Genomic DNA, 17,135 nt, shown 5'->3' on the forward strand with positions numbered 1-17,135 from the left:
AGTTTGAACTTCACCTTAATTATAGCATTAAACAAAAAAGACTAAAAACCAATCACCTTCCATCCAAGATCACAAAGAATTTATAAACGATATTCGGTGTGTACCTGGTTGAATCCTCATACGTCCAATACCGGTGACGGCTGTTCATCGTATGTGCATTCACAAGCGGCACGCCGTCCTGATCCTTCGCCGTTACGATCAAGTTATGATCAAACCGTCCGTCCCCTTCGAAATCTATGCAGAGGATATCACCCAAATTCAGTTCCTTGGCCGACTCCACCTGCTTTGTCCTGATGGCATTCCCGGCTCTGAGCAGATGATATAAAGAATGGGCCGTCGTCCATGTGTAACTCCAGCTTTTCCCTCTTATCCACCAGCCCTTACTTTTGTTTGGCGCCCCCCACATCGGTATTCCTCCCGCATGTAAACATTGTGAAATGTAATTCGTACAATCATCTGTGAATTTATGATAAGCCGGGTTGAATTCATTCCACCAACGCTCGGCATATTGGACGGCCTTCATTCGATCATACTTATATGCGAGACGCTCTGCGCCTGGATCACATTTTGGCGGTGCCTCTTCGGTTTCAAAGCTGGGAATCAGCTCACGTTCATCCACTATATACCCATTTCGAAACCAGGCCTCCCTTTCTTCCATTTCTTCTTCTATATAAAAGGAATCCTCCTGTTTCAATAAATATTGCAGGTGCACATGATATGTCAGGACTGTATCACTGTCTTCCTTCCTCTTCGAATGAACCTTGCCTGCCGCATTCACCCGAACAATTTCCGCAGCGCGGTTCCTCATCAATTCCTTTTTCAAATGTAACTTCCTTTCACTCCGTTCCAGATCATCGGAGGTATAAAGCTCCACTCTTTCTTGTAAAAGGCGTTGCAATTGTTCCCTCAAGTTCATGCCCTCCTTCTTACCATCTATGCTAATGTGTATGTAAGAGGGCATGACAAAAACACAACTTCATTAAATGTGGGGGTTCGATCGACTTTAAGTCTAAAGAAATTACTATAAAGGTTTTCTTGAAGGCACCGGAATATCTAAATCAAAAAAACCGCCCCGTTAATATTTAACGGAGCGGCTGCATTTTATATATCATTTTGTTTCCAAGGTAAACTGCAGCCCTTTCTCAATTTCCGTCAGTACCTCTTCATCCGTTTCCTTCATTCGTGCTTCTTCCAGAATGGAAATGGCCTGCTCCCGACCGATTTTTCCAACTGCCCAGGCCGCCGTTCCCCGTATGACAGGCCGCGGATCATCCTTCATCACCTGTATCAATTGGGGCAATGCCGTTTCATCTTTGAAGTGGGCCAATGCTAAAATGGCATTTCGTTGGATTGGTTTTTTTCCGCGCCAAGAGCCCGATACATGGCCATATGTCTCTTTAAAGTCACGATTTGAAATCGTAAGCAGTGGTTTCAACAGCGGTTTTGCAAGTTCAGGGTCGGGTTCCATCTCTTCATGAAAATGAAAATCCATTCCTTTGTTTTTCGGACAAACGGTCTGGCATGTATCACATCCATACAAACGATTGCCTATTTTTGTCCTGAACTCATCAGGAAGGAAACCTTTTGTCTGCGTTAAGAACGCAATGCAACGCTTGGAATTTAGCTGCCCGCCCTGAACGAGCGCACCAGTCGGGCAAACATCGACACATTTATTGCATGTCCCGCATTGATCTTCCATCGGTTGATCCGGTTCAAATGGCAGGTTGGTAATCATGTCGCCCAAGTATACATAAGACCCGAATTCCGGAGTGATGATCATACTGTTTTTTGCACTCCAGCCAATTCCTGCACGCTCAGCCACTGCCCTATCTGATAATTCGCCCGTATCGACCATGGACTTCGTCACTGCCCCGGGCACTTTATCTTTAATGAAATCCTCAAGTAACTGCAATTTATTACGAAGAACGGTATGATAATCCGTTCCCCAAGAAGCCCGGCAAAAGATCCCTCGGCGCTCACTTTTTGTACTTTGCGGAGCATCCTTCAATTTCGAAGGATAAGCAAGCGCAATCGAAATGATGGATTGCGGTTTATCGAATATCAATTCAGGCATGACCCTTTTTTCTATATCGGCTTCTTCAAACCCTGACTGATAATCCAGTTCCTGTTGACGTATCAGCCGGCCTTTCAATTCGGTAAAGGCCGTGGCCGATGTAAAACCGATTTTATCGATGCCGATTTCCTTACTATATAAAATCACTTCTTGCTTGAATGTGTTCATATTCATATTAATCACCCACGTTCATTCAGTATTCCCATTGAAGCTTGAATCCATTTCAAACCATTGCTATCTATGATAAACTAATTGCAATCATTTTTGGAGGTGAAACGCTTGGAAATTACCGTATCAGCTAATCTTAGCAGTAAAATCCCTCAATTCAAAGTTGGGATCATTACATATGAAAACATCGAAGTAGGTCCCTCCCCGCAAATGGTGAAGGGGAGACTTCAACTATTTCAGGAAGCTCTTTTCTTCGACCTTGAGGAAAAGGAATTGACCGACTTTTCCGGCATCAAAGTGTGGCGGGAGATCTTCAAGGCTTCTGGCACAAACCCGTCACGGTATCGCCCCTCCGTGGAAGCCCTTTACCGCCGCGTAAAAAAACAGAATTACTTGACACCTATCCATTCGGCCATCGATTTTAATAACTTCTTCTCGCTGTTATATGAAGTTCCGATCGGCATTTATGATGCGGAAAAATTATCTGGAGACATCTCGATTAAGATTGGCGAGGGGTCAGATGGTTATGACGGTTTGAACGGCCGCTTGAATTCCATGGAAAATATGATTACATCAGCCGATCATGAGGGCGCATTCGGAAGCCCTTACGTTGATTCAGAACGCACGAAAGTCACAGAAGAAACGAAAAAAGCCATCCAAATCATTTATTTACAACCCAATACTCCAATCACGGAAGCACATCAGCTAACGAAATCCTTGATGGACATGTTCCTTGAAATCCACGGTGGCGAAGGGACTTACTCGATTGTCGAAGGATAATTAAAATTTAAAATTGAACGGAAATAAACCCTTTCCACAATCGGAAGGGGTCTTTTCATGATTTTATTTCGTGTTATGCTGAATAGCTTTGATTGACGCTTTTTTTCGGTATAAAATACATGGCAGCAATTGAAACAATTAGTATTATTATACCTTGGGATACGAATAACAATCTTGATGATACCAATTCACTCAAAAATGGAAAGGGGCATTAAGGCTCCCTGCTGAAGAAGACTAAAATGGCGGAGTGGAAAGCAAAAAAGCAAAAACCTGTCCAATTGATTCTACTAATGTAGGGAATCACTTTTGAAACAAGTGGATGCTTTATAAAATTAGTACCATTTTTTTTAGGATGGGAGGTATTTAAAAAAATGTTTTATTTTAACTGGGTGCTCCAGCTCATCAGAAACACGACCTTTGTTACGGTAGAAGTAATCAAGATCCTCGTATTATTAATACCCATTCATCGGTTCCCTATTCTTCAACCTTTCAACCAAATTAGTATCCAAATTGGAACAGATACCTATGCAATGGTTATCTTTCACCATATTAATCCCCATCCTGCCCCCAATTCGTTAAAATGTAGGTAAAAAGAGATGGACATGGTATTTGGACAATAAAAAAATCCCACTGTAAACAGTAGAATTCTTGTAAAAATATTTAAACGCAAAGCTTCGTTCTCCAGGTAACGAAACCCTACGTTATGAGTATGTATTGGAGCGGGTGAAGGGAATCGAACCCTCATCATCAGCTTGGAAGGCTGAGGTTTTACCACTAAACTACACCCGCATATCCTTGTAGAACTTTGTCGAATCACCAACAAAATTAATTATATAGTTTAATGTGAAAAAATGCAATAGTTCTTTTAAAAAAAATTAATAATTAATGTATTGTAACGTTAATATATTCATTCACTCTAGTAAAGATGTTAAAAAGTCCCCTGATTCAGAGAACTTTTTCATCCTATATGATGATTTAAGACCAAATGGCTTCCATTAACCGCGGATAAACCTGCTGTGCCGTTTCAAGCAGCATGATTAACTTCCTGAACGCCAGATCCGGTACGATATCCCCCTCAATGGAGTATGAATACCGAATGGAAATGGTCCCATTTTCTTCATACAGCTTGGAATACCTAAAATTAGCATTATATTCATTCAACAGTGTATGTACATCCTGTTTCTTTTCAGGATTCTTCAACTCGGCGACATTAAAGCAAAATAAGTCCGCCACATTTTCATCTTGATTGAAAGCAAATACTAAAAGGACCTTCCACCCGTCCTTTAACTTTTGCTCAGCTCTAAAAAAGGTGGTGCCATCTTCATTCAACTCATTCATATAGATTTTCTCACTAGTTAAAAAATCACGAAATTTAGCAACGTTTGACATGGTTCATCACCTTTCTGTTTGTATGTACATTTTATAATGAAATCCGGCATTTTTACAGACTTTTCTATAAACCTTCCAATTTCATCCATTAACAGAGGCGAAGAAATCACCCATTAAATCAATGGGTGTCAAATGTGAACTCCCTTATTGGAATCAATAGATGGATTAGCCAGTTGCTCCTCCGCAAAACTGAAGCGCTTCTTGAAGGTCCAAAATTTCCTGGCGGATTTTTGAATATCCTTCGATTTCAGGCACTTCTTTATTAGTATGTGATCTGCCTTTATCTGCCGCTATCGCCATGGTTTCGAAAACATACAGCAACTGAGCGAGCTTTCTCTCTGATAGTACTGGCCGTTTAGGGGATTTCAAGCTGGCATTAAGATAATACCCCATCTGTTCTATCGAAAATATAACGGGCCAAAGAGATTCCAGTCTAGCCTTGTTTTTGAATATCTCACCAAGGGATGCATTGTAGACCGTTAATAGATTCACCATATTGGTTTGCATTTTGTTCCTTTCGCTGCTTTCATCAATTGCAAGGTCATTATCTTTTTCAGAGAACGCCATCAATAATAACTGCCCCTGGCTTCGAATCGTCTTGGCTATCAAATGATTGAGAAGACTGGATGCGGAACGACTTCCGAGCAACAGCGACCCAATAAGACCTATCGAGCTTCCAACGACGATATCGGTTATCCTTACAGTCGCAAAAAAACTGAAATCATAGCTTTTAGATGAATATTCCGCCATGATCAATGCTGAAGGGGTAAAAAACATCGCCGCCAATCCATAATTCCGAACGATGAAAAGCTCTGTAATGAATGTTAAACATAAAATGATCAAGACGATGATGAACTCGATATGAACGGATGCTAGAATTAAACTTGCTATCAGGAGTCCGATGACTGTCCCGAAAGTCCTTTGGACCGCCCGATGGAATGTGGCGATGATGGTCGAACCCGACATAACGGCCGCACAGGATAAGGGAATCCAGTACGAACGGTTAAAATCGGCGGAATAGGCGATGATGGCAGCAATGGTAAGGATTGTTCCATATCGAACGGAAGAGAGGAAGACAATTGAATTCTTATCGAACGCCCCAAGAAAAATGGTTTTTAAAGAAGGCTTTGAGATGGTTGCTGCTTGATCGATATTCTGGACAGGTTCATTCATGATGGCATCTGCATTATAAATCTTCATGAATAACTCTTCCACCTCTTCAGTCATTTGGTCAGGTTGAAGGATCTTTTTTTTATTCTCTGTTTTAGATGCAATGGAACCGGCCAGGGCACGAACGGATTGACCTAATTCTGGCGGCAGTACGATATTTTTGTTCAAGGAAATTTCCAGTGCCTCCAAGAATATGGCATTCGCATGTTCATTCAATAAGAACAACCGCTTTAGCTCATCTGAACTTCGCCTGTTCGAAAACCCGGCTAACAGTGTATCTTCAGCGTGTTTCATCGCCAATACCGTTCCCTGTCTTGCTTTATTGAATTTCTCGGTTCCCATGGAATCAAAAAATGCCCCCAATTCTCTGTACACCTTTTCCACCGCAAGCGATTCTGGTCCATGAGGGTTGAAAAACCAGCCTAACATACAGATTATCCAAGATAGTGCCCCACCCATTAAAACGAGGCCCCCACGCACCGGGGCCAGACTTTGATCTACGGGCATACCTGTCGCAAGTGCAAAACTCAAGACGAAGAATACCGCTGAAGGACCGGTAATCTTTAATGCACCAAATAGAAAAAAAACACTTGCCCCGATGATCCCCATCATTATGGCTGTTCCCAATTGGTATGGAGCCAAAAGCGTCCCTAAAACAACAGATAAAGCAAGACCCACCATCACAAAGAAAATCTTTTTAGCTCTTTGGTGATAGGGTTGGTTAAAAACGTATAAATAAGTGAAACCTCCTATCCCTGCCAGTAAACCGTAAGCTGAATTTCCGAATAATAAACCAATGAAAACAGGTAAGGCAGCAGCTATGCCTGCACTTAGTGCTTTTATCCAAGGAAATGGATTCTTTTTTATTTCAAAAGCCTGTTTAAATGTCGTATGTATCTCATCCAATTTCAGAGATTGGGAAGAGGACCTGTTCTTATTTTCACCCATTTTCGAATTTATCCTTTCATTAATGATTCTATTAACTCTGCAGTGAAAGCTATGTCTGAATAGGTGACTTCTAATAATTAATATCCTTCATATGGATAAAAAGATACCAATAAAGGGAATGAAGGATTATCAGTTTGTAAAAGGGGTTCTATCTAAATTTTACAACAAAGTAGATTGGAGCGGGTGTGCGAGACTCCTGCTGGAAAAGCGCGTCCAGTGGAGCCCCGCAGGCGCAAAAGCGCCGAGGGCGGACCGCCCTCGGAAAGCGAGTGCCTGGAGGCAACGTTCAATTTGTACAAACCCTTATAAAACTGTAGACAAACCCGATTTTCATCGAGTTTGTCTACAGTCTGGAATTATATCTTATTATGAAAAGGAAAACGGCCTTTCCCCGATTGAATATCGAAAAAAGGCCGCTTTTATTATAAGTTGCTTAAAAAGCACAACGAAGGACCTTCCGCAGCTTTATTTCCATAAACTTATAGTTGAGCGAATTCAGGTTCCGCAACTTTTACAAGTTGTTTACCGAGGTTCGTTCCTTTAAATAAACCTAAAAATGCATCAGGTGTGTTTTCAAACCCTTCAATAATCGTTTCTTCATACTTCAGCTTTCCTTCTTGAAGCCACTTACCTAAATCCGTAGCACCCTCTTGGAATCTAGCGGCATAATTTCCAACTGTGAAACCCTTCATAAGTGCACTCGTTTTGATCATCGCCGATTGCAGACGCGGTCCTAAATCCTTCCCTTCTGCATTATACGAGGAAATCGCTCCGCATAATGGAATTCGGGCATTCGCATTCAAAAGTGTGAAAACAGCATCGGACACCTCGCCGCCCACATTATCGAAATAAACATCCACTCCATCGGGAACAGCATTAGCTAAATCTGTCGCAAAACTATCACTTTTATAATTTACGGCTCCATCAAATCCGAGCTCTTTCGTTAAGTACTCAAGTTTTTCATCTGAACCAGCGATTCCAACAACCTTCGCACCTTTAATCTTAGCAATTTGTCCGACTACTGAACCAACTGCTCCAGCCGCTCCTGAAACCACTACAGTTTCACCTTCTTGGGGTTTACCAATATCAAGCAAACCAAAGTAAGCAGTTAAACCGGTCATTCCAAGAATCCCCAAATGAGTTGTGACCGGAGCCACCTTGGGATCAATCACGCGGATTTCCTTTTCGGTGACAACTGTGTATTCTGCCCAGTCGATATTCCCAACAACGACATCCCCTTGTTTGAAGGAACTCGATTTGGACTCAACAACTTCAGCAACAACGCCACCCGTGATGACCTTATTCAATTCAAATGAAGCAATATATGATTTGGTATCTTGCATTCTGCCACGCATGTATGGATCGACAGATAAATATAGTGTACGTACTAAAATTTCATTATCCTTTGGTGTAGGAACTTCACTCTCAACAAAGTTAAAATCCCCTTTCGAAGGCATACCTTTTGGACGGTTTGCCAGGGTGATTATTTGTTGTTTGGTTTGTGTCATCATTGTTCCTCCTTGGTTTTGAATACGTAATTTCGAAAAGAAGCGTATCACTGATGAAGTTAATAGGTCAAAGAATATGATTGGCTACAGCTTCCATAACACTCTTTATGTAGCCTTCCCTAAAAATCCTAAACTTGATACGACCTATTATGTCCCATGTTTTTCATTCATATAAAGTTCATGAGGAAAAGGCATTGTTACCTCCAATGCTCATTTTATGAATAAATAATGTACCTAGACTTCTACAATATACGGTTCGCTTCCTGGAAAATTTAACGGCCTTTCCCCGTTTGGATACCAAGAAAAGGCCGCAGCTTTAAATACACTATTTTTATTGGTCTACTTGGCATATGTTCAAGCTCAGCAGCTACTTTTTTTCTTCTTATCTATATTCCCGATTTAAAACGTCAGCCTGGACAGTTTGTACTGAAAACATTGAGACTATGTACGCCCTTGAAAAAACTTTGCAAACATATGTGAACTTGGTTTAATGGATAGTCTACATCAATTTTGAAATAAACATCGTTGCAATTCCAAAGTAAATAAGTAACGAGAGTATATCATTTAGTGTTGTAATTAGCGGACCAGAAGCAACTGCAGGATCGATATTGAATTTATATAATATCAGAGGAATAATGGTCCCAGCTAAAGTCCCGATAATTAGGGTCATCACTAACGAACTTCCAACCACTAATCCCAAAACGGGGTTTCCCTGCCAAACATAAGCTATGATGGAAATTAATATTCCACAGGTAATGCCTATTATCAATCCAACTTTCAGTTCCCGTATAATAAGTCTGGTTACGACTCCTTTATCCGTATCACTAGTGATTAGGCCTCTTACAACAACAGCTAAAGATTGAGTACCTGTATTTCCAGTCATCCCAGCGATCATCGGCATAAAGAAAGCAAGTGCAACAACTTTGGACAATGTTTCTTCAAAACCGCTTATAATAGTTCCAGACACTAATCCGATAAATAAAAGTAAAATAAGCCAGGGGAGCCGACGATATGCGGCCACGTGCGCCTTCGTGTCAAAGTCTATAGCTTTACCGGAAGCCGATAATTTTTCAATATCTTCATTCGCTTCCTTAATGACAACATCAATAATATCATCGACGGTTACAATTCCTAATAACTCATTATTTTTTTCAACTACAGGAATTGCTAAAAAATCATATCGCTCAATAACACGAGCTACCTCTTCTTGGTCTTCATAAGCAGATACGGAAATAACCCGGCTATACATAATATCTTGAATTTTTTCAGATTCATCATTTATTATTAAATCCCGATATGACACAACACCTACTAATTTTTTATCATTATCTATTACATAAAGATAGTTGATCGTTTCCGAAAACTCTGCAAAGATTTTCAGTTTTTCAACAGATTCACGAACCGTATAATGTTGGGGAATCCATACAAAACGGTTTGTCATTATTCGTCCAGCCGTTTCAGGGGGATAATTCATGATATTTTGAACGATTTTTGATTCTTCTTGTTTCATACCTGAAAGAAGTTCTTCGATTTTTCCAGGGGATAGGTCCTCTAACAATGAAGCTAGATCATCATTATCCATTAAATCCATTACATGGCCGGATTTCTCTATTCCCAATTTACTAAGAATTTTTAATTGATGTACTTTTTCAACTTCTTGAATCAGTTCAGCGATTTGTTCTGAATCAAGTAATAACAAGAAACGTGTATGGTGTTTTTCAGGCAGCCCCTCAAAAATTCGCGCAATGTCATATGGTTGGAGTTCTTCTAATATTGCTTGAAATTCTTTCTTTTTTCCTTCTTTTAAAACTTTTATGATTTGTAAAGTTATTTGATCTTCCGTCAGGACTTTTATCATTTCGTCACTCACTCCTTTTTAGGGGAGCCAAAAAATATTTCCCTTAAATATAATAAGAGTAAAAAAAATATTATTATTCCCCTTCCAAAATCTTTGTGTTCATTCAATTCTCATTAAGCTTCGAGTATATCGTCGTGAATAGTTATCCACTACCCCTCACCTCCAGGAAAAAAATAAAAACACCTCCATTACAAATGAAGGTGTTAAATACGGTATATATGCGTACATTGTCTGGATGACAAATACAAACGGTCGTATACGACTGAATGACAAATACAAGCATAAATCCAGTTCCTCCATTCGTAGAGCTTTAGCACTGTGTGGCATAGGACAAAGCCAGCTACATTAAAAACCACCTTATGTCGATGGTTTCTGTTGACCCATTGGCGTCTTTCGACATTTTTGGGCAGTAGCGTATCTCCTACACAGGAGCCTCACCTAACGAGGATATTTAATTTACACATCCACTCTAAAAGAGTTTCTTTTAGATGTCAATGTTTGATTCAAATAATTCTAAGGTACCATGAAAACAACACCGACTTAAGCGCTCTCGATTAAGACTGACTGATTGAATGTCTCTTCGATATTTTTTAAAAACACCCCCTCTGTACAGCCGCAATTACCACCTATTTAAAAAGATACAAGGGAAAATATTGGAATTATATACCAAAACTCACTTATAATGAAGACGGATATGAATGACTGAAACAAAAGAACACGTTACATGTTCTAATAAAAAATATCTTTTTATTTCTAAATTATTTAAAGAAAGGAAATTGCTCAAATGAAAAGAACTTTTTCGATTATATGTATTATCGTAAGTGCTTTTGTATTAATGGTAGGTTGCAGAACCAAGGACACGGTACAAGTGGAAGAGAAATCGAAGGAAGTGAGCTCATTGAAAGCCATTGAAGGCAGGTGGGAGGGAGATATTAAGATTCCAAATCAACCGCTTCCAATCATTGTTCATTTTACGAAGAAAGATGGAACGATTAGTATTCCTGTACAAGGGTTGAACGAATTCCCCTTAACAAGTGTAAAGTTAAGTAAATCAGACTTGTTTTTTGATATGAAAATCCAAAATCAGCAAATAACGTTTGATGGGAAAGTAGATCAGGAAAGGATTTCAGGAACATTTGTCCAAAAAGGGCAAGCGTTCCCCTTTGAATTGCTTAAGGAATCCGATCAGGCAGTTGAAGAAAAAGAATCAGGTGAAATCGTGCAGGCCGACTTAAAGAACGGAACCATTAAAGGCCTTTTAGAAAAACCAAAAAGTGAAGGGCCTTTTCCTGTGATGATTATAATTGCGGGTTCTGGTCCGACCGATAAAGATGGTAACACCATTGCAAATCCCGGGAAAAATAATAGTTTGAAAATGTTAGCCGAGAGTCTTGCTGAAAAAGGTATCGCAAGCATTAGGTATGATAAGCGCGGAATTGGTGAAAATATGCAATTGGCAGGAAATGAAAAGGACCTGAGATTTGAACAATATATTGATGATGCAGCTGCTTGGGTTCAATTTGCCAAAAAGGATGGCCGTTTTTCCAAAGTCGGCATCATCGGACATAGTGAAGGCTCTTTAATTGGAATGGCAGCTGCAAAGAAAACAGAAGCAGACATATTCATTTCATTAGCGGGTGCAGGCGAACCTATTGACCAAGTACTCATTAAACAGCTTGAAGAGCAACAACTGACACCGACGTTATTAACGGAATCCAAAGATATACTGGCAAAGCTAAAACAAGGAAAGCAAGTCGAAACTGTCAGTGCTGATTTGCAAAGTGTATTCCGTCCTTCTGTTCAACCTTACATGATTTCTTGGATTCAATATAACCCGATTAAATCAGTAAAGGAACTGAATATCCCTGTTCTAATCGTAAACGGCAAAAGAGACATCCAAGTGCCGGCGACTAACGCAAAAGCGTTACATAAGGAAAAAAGCGATTCTGAATTACTTATACTCGAAAAGATGAATCATGTATTGAAAGAAGCCCCTGCAGATCGAAAGGGAAATTTAGCAACCTATACAAATCCTGAACTACCATTATCCCCTGGATTGGTCAATGGAATTATTGAATTTTTAAACAAATATGACATAACCAGTAATGAGGATCATAAAAATAAAAATTGAGAATTGTGTCTCCCCCGGAGTTCGCAAAGCTCTAATCAAATGATCCTCGTGCCTCCCGATATGAGATTAAAAATGAAGATTATAGCCCTGGGTATCCCATAATTGTTTGTATAAATAACAGAAATGAAGATCATTTAGAATTCCCAGGAAATATCGATATTATAGAATTGAATAGTTTATTAAATGAGTTAAAAGCACTTTAAATAATTCTATTTTACAATTTAGAAGTTAAATATAAAAAACAAAAGGCAGAATAATTCTGCCTTTTGTTTTTTATATTTTCTCCGAGGTACTCTGTCCCGCTTTTAAATTATAAGCTAATAATCTTTTTTGAAAGAGCATGAAAAATAAAAAAAGCGCTTATTAAGGAAGAAAAAGCAGCAACCAGAAAAGCTCCCTCGTCGAATTAATGGTACAAGTGCTAGTAACTGTGGAGCAAATAATCGGCTGGTCCTTCATAAAGTACATAATCGTTCCCAAAATAGTACGTAAAATATATTCTATCGAGGTAATTGTCGGAAATATTGTCCACTTAAAATGGCCCTTCTTCATTTACATGCCGATATTCACCAGTTTGGAAATGGTGAACGATCCTTTTTCAACAAAATCTTACTTTCATAAAAACAATGGTAGGTAATCTAACACAGAGGAAGATTTTGTATAAAATCATTAGTATAATTGATGAAATTACATTAAGAAAGGAAAGATCACTATGAATATGTTTATACATGCTTTAAAAAAGAATACCACATGTATCCTTGAAATCAGTTATCTGTATATACTGTTCTTTTTTTCAGAGCTACAAACTACTACTGCAAGCTTATTAAAAATAAAGTAGCGATTTATGTAATTTAAACCTCTTGAATGAACTTATGATAAAAGATCCTCTAGTTCCGAACATTCCCTAACGATTATTTTATTTTATCTCCATAATCAGAACTTTCAATAGTCAAAACAGCCCTTTTGAACGCTTTGTCTGTGTAAGATCCCTCAAGGGCGAAATGATAATTCTCTTTGCTGGTTCCAGATCGATAAGCTTGGAGGTCCGACAGCGTTTTAAGAATTTGACTCAGCCCCTTTGTGACTCAATTCTAACCAACCTGACTTGAAATGCAGCCGAGCCCCTTTTTTCAACAGGTAATGATAAACTGGCCTTGAGTTGTAGTGTGGAAGAAGTGCGTTTCCACACTGCATCTCACGGTTCATGTTTTCTTCTTGTTGTACGTTAAAAATATTTTTATCATATCTTGCGTACGTCGTAGATATACAGTGGGGTGCAGTCACTAACCACCCCATAATTGTCCAACAAGAAGAACAATTTACTTCTATTCTTAAAATCGAATGAATTAATCCTTGATCTTATCCAAAATCCAAAAATCACAATAAAAAGCAATGCAAAAGAAAAAGTAACATTAGGACTTGAATTAGTTTTTTTATTTTAATCATATATTCTTCACGAAGAGTTTCTTTGTAACTCAGACATCCCACTCTCAAAAATCATAAGTTCACCAAAAAGGGACAAACTGTATTTGAAAAAAGAAAGGAGATGTGAGACATGACAAAAAAATTCAATAAAGGCAGCCGTAATCAAAATTCACCGCAATTACACGGCCAAGCTCCTGTTAGTGGGGATAACAGTAAAGGAAATAAAAGAAATAAAGATCAAAGTTCTAAAACAGAGTAATTAATTGAAACAAACCGGTCATATTCGACCGGTTTGTTTTCATTTTAAATTAATCTTCTTTGGTTTCCATGGATTCTCAAGTCACCCCAGGGGAGACTCGCTGAATTACCATGTGCACTGGACCACTTTTGATTTCAAAAAAAGTGCAATTCTTTGTCGGTCTACAATATCGCGTTATCCGAACTCGCTGTAAATAAATCCTGAAAAATTGTCCGCATATCTCATAGTTGTGGGCATTAGTTTTTCATAATCATATCGGATCGGAAGTGAAATTATTAATCATGTTGAGTTAGCTATTAGATCCTTTTTGTATTGATACCTTGCGCCCTACCGTTGTCGTCTCCAAATTATCGGTACCTTGATGAGTATAATTAATGTTTTTTGTCATCAGGCTTACAACCACCAAGACTACGATATTAACAAATAGGGCGATGATTCCTACATTCAAGTCTTTAATAGCTTGAGGAAGATAAGGAAACAGTTGACCGATTTTTATGTTCCCCAGTTCCATAATAGAGACTAGCACTCCTCCTGTTATAATCCCGGCAAATGCTCCATGTTTGGTCACAAAATTCTTTCTCATCAAACTTGCGAAAAAGGCAGGAGCAAGTTGTGTAATGAAATTATAAGCGATTAAAGCGAGACTAAAGAGGGTGTTTCCACCTTTAAAGGTCAAGTAAATCCCTACAAGGGATATAAGGGGAACCAAGTATTTCACCAGTTTTGCGATTTGGTTTTCCGTTGCCGATGGAGTGAATACGCTATATACATTTTTCGCCAGCAATGTTGATATAGACATCAACAGCATGGAACTTGGCACTAGGGCGGCTAACACGCCAGTGCCACCAATTAAGCCCACAAACCATGGATCAAAATCCTGTTTAGAAAGCTGCAGCAAGATAAGGTCGGCATCGCTGCCTTTTAATCCAGGCGTCTGTAAGATAGCTGCAAATCCAACAAAAAAGGCAAACAATAAAATCAATTGGTACATTGGCATTAGGATTGCATTTTTTCGTAGGGCTTTCTCGCTAGAGGCAGCATAAATAGGAGAAAACCCGTGCGGCCACATATAAAACCCAATAGAGCTTAATATAACGGTCGATATATACCATGAAACGCTCATTCCCTGATCTGGAAGTATGGTATAGTTCGGCTTTGCCTGTTCAATAGCCTCATACATAGGTTGAATACCGCCATAATAATGAAGCGGGAAATAAACTCCTAAAAATACAACAATGCCAAGAATCAGAATATCCTTCAAAATGGCCGTCCTGGCAGAACCGTGAATACCTGAAACCATTACAAAAATGGTCACACCAATTGCTCCAACCCAAATGGCAGCTGTAGAAGAAATGACCCCATAGGATGTTGCAGAAACGATATATCCTAACCCTTTCAATTGCAGGACTAAGTAGCAAGTACAAGCTATGACACCTATTACAGCAACAAGCACACCAAGATATGGACTTTGATATTTTTTCACAAAAAAATCAGATTGGGAAACTAATTGGTGTTTCTTTGCATACCTCCAGATTGCCGGGAATGTCCAATAGGAGATGACTGTAGCCAGACAGCCATATGTCACGATACTAAAGATGGAACCACCTTCCCCATAAGCCGAACCACTTGCACCTAAAAAGGTAAAGGTAGTATACATTTCACCTGCGGATAAGAGGAAAATCAATAGGGCTCCCATTCCGCGTCCTCCAACCGACCATTGTTCCAAGTTCATTTCTTTCCCTTTTTTAGCCTGGATACCAATCAAAACAGAAATGACGAAAAAAAACAGGATGAAAAAAACGGCAATGTTCATCTTGAATCTCCCTTCTGATTAGCAGGATCCAGTAGATAAATGATCCCCATTATACCTGTGGTCAGCACAGACCAGAGTACAATCCAAAAATGAAAAAATGGCATACCCAGAACATAGGGAGTCACTTTATTTGTAAACAAAGCGCCCACGATAAAGCCAAGAAACGGGATGATTCCGAGCCAATATATTTTTTTCATACACTTAGCCTCCTAGTATGTTAGATTTAACATTTTAAAAGTCCCATGAACAAATAACTTCACCCCGTTTTGTAAAGCCTGTTCATCGACTGTGAATTTGGGATGATGGTGAGGATATATAATCCCTTTTTCTTCATTACGAGCCCCTATTACAATATAAGATCCCGGAACTACTTTTTGAAAAGCAGAGAAGTCTTCACTTCCCATAATTGGCTTTAGAATCTCTCGACTTCCTTCACCAAATACTTCACAGACCGTTTCGTCCATCAATCGGGTAACTTCTTCATCATTAATGGTAGGAGCATAACCGAACCGATATTCGAATTCATAAGTAGCACCATGCGCTTCAGTAATCCCTTTTACTATGCGTTCGATTAAATTCGGGATTTCTTCCCGCAGTTCCGGATTGAAGCTTCGAACTGATCCACCAATGCTTACCTTACTTGGAATGACATTAATCGCACTTCCCGCATGGAACTGAGTCACTGAAATCACAAGAGCTTCCTGGGCTTCTCGATATCTAGAAACAATGTGCTGGAGATTTGATACAACCTGTGTTCCAATCGCTATGGGGTCGATGGTCAGTTCTGGCTGTGAGGCGTGCCCCCCCTTACCCACCACTGTAATGTTAAAAGTATCGGCTCCAGCCATCATCGGACCGTAACTCAGACCCATTTTCCCTAAAGGAAGAGTCGACAAGAGATGGGATCCAATGATTATATCCACTCCATCAAGCACACCGGCTTTCACCATCTCTTGAGCTCCGCCGGGCGGCAGTTCCTCAGCATGTTGAAATAAAAAGCGCACCTCACCTTTAATTTGATCCTTTAACTGTGTAAGAATTTTTGCTGCTCCAAGCAGCATCGCCGTATGCCCATCATGACCGCAAGCATGCATCGCGCCTGAATTCCGAGATACAAAGTCAAAATCATTCTCTTCTTCAATTGGAAGCGCATCCATATCTGCCCGCAGTGCAATAACCTTCCCAGGCTGCTGACCGATCAAACGAGCCATTATACTTGTTTTCGTCGGACGTGAAATTTCCAATTCACCAAAAGTTTGTAGCGTTTCATAAACAAATTGTGCTGTTTTTTCCTCCTGAAAAGACAGCTCAGGATACTTATGTAAATATCTTCTCCAAGCAATCACTTCATCTTTTACAGACTCGATCAAATCATGAATCATTATAGTTTGAGACATCCACTACAACCCCTTTTTCATTCAATTTACATAACGACCCTCTAATTTAGGATAGTTTAAGGAAAAAATTCCTTAAATAGAGTATAATCTCACACGGTCTTCATTACAATTATTTTTTTGAAAATTCCAAACTGTTTTTTTACACTGCATCTAATTGTAAAAATTTTTTAATACGACATGAAGTGGAAATAAAAAAAACACCCAAATTATGGATG

The 17,135-nt window shown here is 39.4% G+C and carries 12 protein-coding genes, 1 tRNA gene and 1 riboswitch; of the genes, 3 read left to right on the forward strand and 10 right to left on the reverse strand.

The window, feature by feature from the left end:
* Nucleotides 1-52: 52 nt before the first annotated feature.
* Together QFZ73_RS06620 and queG are read right to left on the reverse strand one after the other, a co-directional pair.
* Entirely contained in the window at nt 53-910 is an 858-nt protein-coding gene (locus tag QFZ73_RS06620; RefSeq protein WP_251437274.1) for an amidase domain-containing protein, read from the reverse strand.
* 198 nt (nt 911-1,108) lie between these two features.
* Nucleotides 1,109-2,248, reverse strand: a complete 1,140-nt coding sequence (gene queG, locus QFZ73_RS06625; protein ID WP_307264419.1) for a tRNA epoxyqueuosine(34) reductase QueG — start codon at nt 2,246-2,248, stop codon at nt 1,109-1,111.
* 105 nt (nt 2,249-2,353) lie between these two features.
* Here queG and QFZ73_RS06630 point away from each other — a divergent pair, with 105 nt between their 5' ends.
* A complete protein-coding gene (locus QFZ73_RS06630) occupies nt 2,354-3,022 on the forward strand; it encodes a B3/B4 domain-containing protein (protein ID WP_307264422.1) in 669 nt (222 codons plus the stop codon).
* A 715-nt stretch (nt 3,023-3,737) separates the two neighbouring features.
* Here the strand turns inward: QFZ73_RS06630 and QFZ73_RS06635 are convergent.
* The 5 genes from QFZ73_RS06635 to mgtE form a co-directional block, all read right to left on the reverse strand.
* A tRNA-Gly gene (locus QFZ73_RS06635) sits at nt 3,738-3,811 on the reverse strand.
* 186 nt (nt 3,812-3,997) lie between these two features.
* Nucleotides 3,998-4,411, reverse strand: coding sequence for a YbjN domain-containing protein (locus QFZ73_RS06640; protein WP_251437277.1), 414 nt, complete (start codon nt 4,409-4,411; stop codon nt 3,998-4,000).
* 165 nt (nt 4,412-4,576) lie between these two features.
* Nucleotides 4,577-6,529, reverse strand: coding sequence for an FUSC family protein (locus QFZ73_RS06645; RefSeq protein ID WP_307264426.1), 1,953 nt, complete (start codon nt 6,527-6,529; stop codon nt 4,577-4,579).
* Between the two features lie 479 nt (nt 6,530-7,008).
* Complete coding sequence (locus tag QFZ73_RS06650) at nt 7,009-8,037, reverse strand: NADP-dependent oxidoreductase (RefSeq protein ID WP_307264429.1); 1,029 nt, start codon at nt 8,035-8,037, stop codon at nt 7,009-7,011.
* A 499-nt stretch (nt 8,038-8,536) separates the two neighbouring features.
* A complete protein-coding gene (gene mgtE, locus QFZ73_RS06655) occupies nt 8,537-9,895 on the reverse strand; it encodes a magnesium transporter (protein ID WP_251437284.1) in 1,359 nt (452 codons plus the stop codon).
* A 287-nt stretch (nt 9,896-10,182) separates the two neighbouring features.
* Nucleotides 10,183-10,348: riboswitch (M-box (ykoK) riboswitch) on the reverse strand.
* 331 nt (nt 10,349-10,679) lie between these two features.
* Between mgtE and QFZ73_RS06660 the strand changes: the two genes are divergently transcribed.
* Together QFZ73_RS06660 and QFZ73_RS06665 are read left to right on the forward strand one after the other, a co-directional pair.
* Nucleotides 10,680-12,026: an alpha/beta hydrolase family protein gene (locus QFZ73_RS06660; RefSeq protein WP_307264431.1), complete on the forward strand. Its 1,347-nt coding sequence runs from the start codon at nt 10,680-10,682 to the stop codon at nt 12,024-12,026.
* Nucleotides 12,027-13,581: 1,555 nt separating this feature from the next.
* Nucleotides 13,582-13,710: a hypothetical protein gene (locus QFZ73_RS06665; protein ID WP_255256698.1), complete on the forward strand. Its 129-nt coding sequence runs from the start codon at nt 13,582-13,584 to the stop codon at nt 13,708-13,710.
* Nucleotides 13,711-13,999: 289 nt separating this feature from the next.
* On the opposite strand, the gene QFZ73_RS06670 is transcribed toward QFZ73_RS06665, so the two are convergent.
* Genes QFZ73_RS06670 through QFZ73_RS06680 form a run of 3 tightly spaced genes read right to left on the reverse strand, consistent with a single transcriptional unit; the run spans nt 14,000 to nt 16,920 of the window.
* Entirely contained in the window at nt 14,000-15,523 is a 1,524-nt protein-coding gene (locus QFZ73_RS06670) for a sodium:solute symporter family protein (protein ID WP_307264437.1), read from the reverse strand.
* On the reverse strand, nt 15,520-15,720 hold the full coding sequence (locus QFZ73_RS06675; RefSeq protein ID WP_053344651.1) for a DUF3311 domain-containing protein: 201 nt from the start codon (nt 15,718-15,720) through the stop codon (nt 15,520-15,522). Before QFZ73_RS06675 ends, QFZ73_RS06670 begins: the two co-directional genes overlap by 4 nt.
* Before the next feature lie 12 nt (nt 15,721-15,732).
* Nucleotides 15,733-16,920 (reverse strand): M20 family metallopeptidase, encoded by a 1,188-nt coding sequence (locus tag QFZ73_RS06680; RefSeq protein ID WP_307264443.1) that lies wholly within the window; start codon nt 16,918-16,920, stop codon nt 15,733-15,735.
* Nucleotides 16,921-17,135: the final 215 nt, after the last annotated feature.

Source organism: Peribacillus sp. V2I11 (genome assembly GCF_030817135.1).
Taxonomy (GTDB): Bacteria; Bacillota; Bacilli; order Bacillales; family DSM-1321; genus Peribacillus; species Peribacillus simplex.

Excerpts from the sequence above, each read along its gene's own strand:
- queG (WP_307264419.1), bottom strand. The coding sequence starts at position 2,248 with ATGAATATGAACACATTCAAGCAAGAAGTGATTTTATATAGTAAGGAA.
- QFZ73_RS06640 (WP_251437277.1), bottom strand. The coding sequence starts at position 4,411 with ATGTCAAACGTTGCTAAATTTCGTGATTTTTTAACTAGTGAGAAAATC.
- QFZ73_RS06645 (WP_307264426.1), bottom strand. The coding sequence starts at position 6,529 with ATGGGTGAAAATAAGAACAGGTCCTCTTCCCAATCTCTGAAATTGGAT.
- QFZ73_RS06650 (WP_307264429.1), bottom strand. The coding sequence starts at position 8,037 with ATGACACAAACCAAACAACAAATAATCACCCTGGCAAACCGTCCAAAA.
- mgtE (WP_251437284.1), bottom strand. The coding sequence starts at position 9,895 with ATGATAAAAGTCCTGACGGAAGATCAAATAACTTTACAAATCATAAAA.
- QFZ73_RS06660 (WP_307264431.1), top strand. The coding sequence starts at position 10,680 with ATGAAAAGAACTTTTTCGATTATATGTATTATCGTAAGTGCTTTTGTA.
- QFZ73_RS06665 (WP_255256698.1), top strand. The coding sequence starts at position 13,582 with ATGACAAAAAAATTCAATAAAGGCAGCCGTAATCAAAATTCACCGCAA.
- QFZ73_RS06670 (WP_307264437.1), bottom strand. The coding sequence starts at position 15,523 with ATGAACATTGCCGTTTTTTTCATCCTGTTTTTTTTCGTCATTTCTGTT.
- QFZ73_RS06675 (WP_053344651.1), bottom strand. The coding sequence starts at position 15,720 with ATGAAAAAAATATATTGGCTCGGAATCATCCCGTTTCTTGGCTTTATC.
- QFZ73_RS06680 (WP_307264443.1), bottom strand. The coding sequence starts at position 16,920 with ATGTCTCAAACTATAATGATTCATGATTTGATCGAGTCTGTAAAAGAT.